Genomic DNA, 2,702 nt, shown 5'->3' with positions numbered 1-2,702 from the left:
GACTTCGTCGCGGTCCTGATGGACAAGGGCCGCGACCAGGTGGTCGGCGTCCTGGGCGCCCTGCTCGCGGGCGGGGTGTACGTGCCGGTGGACGTCGCGCAGCCGCAGGTGCGCCGGGACCGGATCCTCACCGGCTGCGGGGCGCGGTACGCGGTGGTCTGCGACCCCGCCCTGGCCCGGACGCTGCCGGCCGGCTGCCGCCCGGTCGACGTGTCCGGCGCCGTGCCGCTGCCGCCGTCGGAGGTCCCCGTCGAGCGCCCGGTGGCACCCGGCGACCTCGCCTACGTGATCCACACCTCGGGCTCCACCGGTGAGCCCAAGGGTGTGATGATCAGTCACCGGGCCGCCGCGAACACCGTCCACGACATCAACCAGCGCTTCGCGGTGGGGGACACCGACCGCGTCCTCGGCCTCGCCGCGCTCGGCTTCGACCTGTCGGTGTACGACCTGTTCGGGCCGACGGCGCTCGGCGCGGCCCTGGTACTGCCCGACCCGGCCCGCCGCGGCGATCCCTCCCACTGGGCGGACCTGGTGGAACGGCACGGGGTGACGCTGTGGAATTCGGTGCCCGCCCAGTTGCAGATGCTCGCCCACTATCTGGACGCCGAGCCGCGCGGGCTGGACCGGCTGCGCCTCGCGCTGCTGTCCGGTGACTGGATCCCGCTGGCGCTGCCCGCCCACGCCGGGCGCCATCTGCCGGGCGCCGAACTGGTGAGCCTCGGCGGGGCGACCGAAGCCGCGATCTGGTCGATCCACCACCGCATCCGCCGCGTCGAGCCGCACTGGCGCAGCATCCCGTACGGCACCCCGCTCGCCAACCAGGGGTTCCGGGTCCTGGACGGCGCGCTGCGCGACCGCCCCGACCTGGTCGTCGGCGAGCTGTACATCACCGGCGTCGGGCTGGCGGAGGGCTACCTCAACGACCCGGAGCGCACCGCCGAGCGCTTCCCGCGGCACCCGGAGACCGGGGAGCGCCTGTACCGCACCGGCGACCTCGGACGCTATCTGCCGGACGGTCAGATCGAGTTCCTGGGCCGAGCCGACCAGCAGGTCAAGATCCGGGGGCACCGCATCGAACTCGGCGAGATCGACGCGGTCCTCGGCGAACACCCGGCGGTCGGTTCCAGCGCCGTCCTGGTGGAGGGCACCGAGGCACTGGAGCGCTCGCTGGTCGCCTTCGTGGAGCCGGCGGGCCGCACCGGAGGTACCGACCCCGCGGTGGCCCGCGCCGTCGCGGCGGAGGCCGCCGCGGTGAACGCCGGGTACGGGCAGGGACCCGCGCCGGACCCGGGGCGGATCGCCGGGTACGTGGACCGGCTGAACCACGCCTTCGTGCTCTCCATGGCCGAGGCCCTGGCCCCGTCCGGCCTCTTCGCGGGCGAGGAGGCCCATGCGGAGGCGGAACTGGTCCGCCGGCTGAAGGTCGACGAGCGTCATCATGGGCTGCTCCGCCGCTGGCTGCACGCCCTGGAGCAGGCCGGGCTCGTCCGGCGCGAGGGAGCCGAGGGCACCTGGCGCGGCGCCGCCGCACTCGAGCGCGCCGAGGTGGACCGGGCCTGGGCGGACCTCGCCGCCCACGCTCCCGCCGAGGTCTGTCCGCCGCCGCTGCTCGCCTACTTCCGCGCTCACGCCGACGTCCTGCCCGCCCTGCTGCGCGGCGAGGAGGAGGCGGTACGGCTGTTCTTCCCCGGCGGCAGCCAGGACATCGCGCGCGCCTGGTACGCCGACAACCTGGCCGCCGGACGCCTGCTGAAGACGCTCGCGGCCGCTGTCCGGGGCGTGGCGAGCGAGGTGCGGGACCGGCCGCTGCGGGTGCTGGAGGTGGGCGGCGGCATCGGGGCGGCCACCGGACCGGTGCTGGAGGCGCTGGGCGACCGGCCGGTGGAGTACCTGTTCACGGACGTCTCGGAATACTTCCTCACCGACGCGCGGCAGGGGTTCGGCTCCCGGCCCGGGACGAGCTTCGGCCTGTTCGACATGAACCGGGACCCCCGGGAGCAGGGCCTGCTGCCCAACTCCTTCGACGTGGTGCTGAGCGCGGGAGCGCTGAACAACGCCCGGGACACCGTGCGGGTCATCGACCGGCTGCGGACGCTGCTCGCCCCGCGGGGCTGGCTGTGCCTGCTGGAGATGACCCGGGAGCACCCGGAGATCACGGCCACCCAGGCGTTCATGATGGAGGAGCCCGAGGACCTCCGGCGCGAGCGGGGGAACCTGTTCGTCCACGAGGAGGAGTGGCGGCGGCTGCTGGTCGAGGCGGGCGCTGAGGACGTACTGAGCCTGCCGGGCCCCGACGACCCGTTCGCCGCGCTCGGCCAGGGCGTGTTCGCCGCCTCCTTCAAGCAGGACCGCGCCGAACTGGACGCCGAGGAGGTCGGCCGGTGGGTGGCCGAGCGCCTGCCCGCCCACATGGTCCCCGCGCACATCCAGGTGGTGGACGCGCTGCCGCTCACCTCCAACGGCAAGGTCGACCGCAAGCGGCTGCTCGGCTGGGTGCCGCGGCGCGGTGAACGCGCGGCCGAGCGGACGGCCGAGCCGCCGCGCCCCGGAGTGGAACGGCGCGTGGCCGAGCTGTGGGCCGAGCTGCTCGGTGGTGAACTCCCCGACCGGGAGCGGGGGTTCTTCGACGCGGGCGGCGACTCGCTGCTCGCGGCGCGGCTGGTGGGGCGGGTGCGTGAATGCGTGCCGGAGGCGGCCGACGT

1 protein-coding gene is annotated in these 2,702 nt (G+C 74.9%); it reads left to right on the top strand.

What is annotated here, in order from left to right:
* Nucleotides 1-2,702 (top strand): amino acid adenylation domain-containing protein (locus tag B9S61_RS14440; RefSeq protein WP_146064842.1); only part of this gene is annotated, 2,702 nt, incomplete at both ends.

It is taken from the genome of Streptomyces sp. SM1, from assembly GCF_002910825.1.
In the GTDB taxonomy this organism is placed as follows: domain Bacteria; phylum Actinomycetota; class Actinomycetes; order Streptomycetales; family Streptomycetaceae; genus Streptomyces; species Streptomyces okerensis.
This window is presented reverse-complemented; position numbering and strand designations above follow the sequence as displayed.